The organism is Planomonospora algeriensis (genome assembly GCF_977012225.1).
This window is the reverse complement of the sequence record NZ_CDRNDK010001013.1, coordinates 1-703: the sequence shown is the minus strand read 5'-3', so window position 1 is coordinate 703 and position 703 is coordinate 1. Positions and strand designations below refer to the sequence as shown.

Sequence of the window (703 nt, the reverse complement as noted above, 5' to 3'; positions counted from 1 at the left end):
GTGCGGTTCTTCACGAGTCGCGTGGATCTCCTCCCACCAGACGCAGTGCTTCCGCGTAACCGTCACCGGCATCGAGCCGGGTGATGTCGCCGATCTTGTGCATGGTGCAGAAGCCGTCCCAAGCGGCTCGGGAGCTGATCTGCTGGAGGCGGACCCTCTTCTTCGAAGTGATCCCGCGTGCGCGGCCGATGAAGAGGGCATCGGGGTCGATCTCCTCGAACGTCAGACCCAGCAGAGGGAACGCCTCTGCCATGGTCTCGATCAGCCGGGCGGTGGAGTCGAGATCGATATCCGGCAGCGGAGCGGGTACGTCACCGCGTAACGACAGCGCCCGGTGGACGAAGTCGGCTCCCGGCCAGCCCGAGTCCGTCGCATGCTCCACGTCGCGGATCCGGACAGCCGAGTACCCGTCGAGGCGGATCTGATCGCAGACAGTGTGCAGCAGCGCCCATTTCCTGCCCACACCTACGACGTAGGCATCCAGCCGTGCGGTGCCACGGATCATGCGCCGAACCCCGACCGGCTTGCCCACCCGTAACGCCCGCTCCAGTTCCCTGACGCCCTTGCTTCTTCCCATACCCCGCACTCTCACAGAAGGAAGATCCACTTTTCACCCGGTTTATGGTCCGGTATGTCGTACGGCTCGGTCGAGAGCGAGGGGCCATCGCGTCGTGAACATCCCGGATGCCAGAAGCTCGCAGGA

Annotated in this window: 1 protein-coding gene; it reads right to left on the bottom strand. The window is 64.4% G+C overall.

Features of this window, described 5'->3' with window-relative positions:
- Positions 1-10: 10 nt before the first annotated feature.
- Positions 11-577 carry a hypothetical protein gene (locus tag ACWJ6R_RS37515; RefSeq protein ID WP_449066735.1) on the bottom strand — a complete coding sequence of 189 codons (567 nt, stop codon included), beginning with the start codon at positions 575-577 and terminating at the stop codon, positions 11-13.
- Positions 578-703: the final 126 nt, after the last annotated feature.

Excerpts from the sequence above, each read along its gene's own strand:
- ACWJ6R_RS37515 (WP_449066735.1), bottom strand. The coding sequence starts at position 577 with ATGGGAAGAAGCAAGGGCGTCAGGGAACTGGAGCGGGCGTTACGGGTG.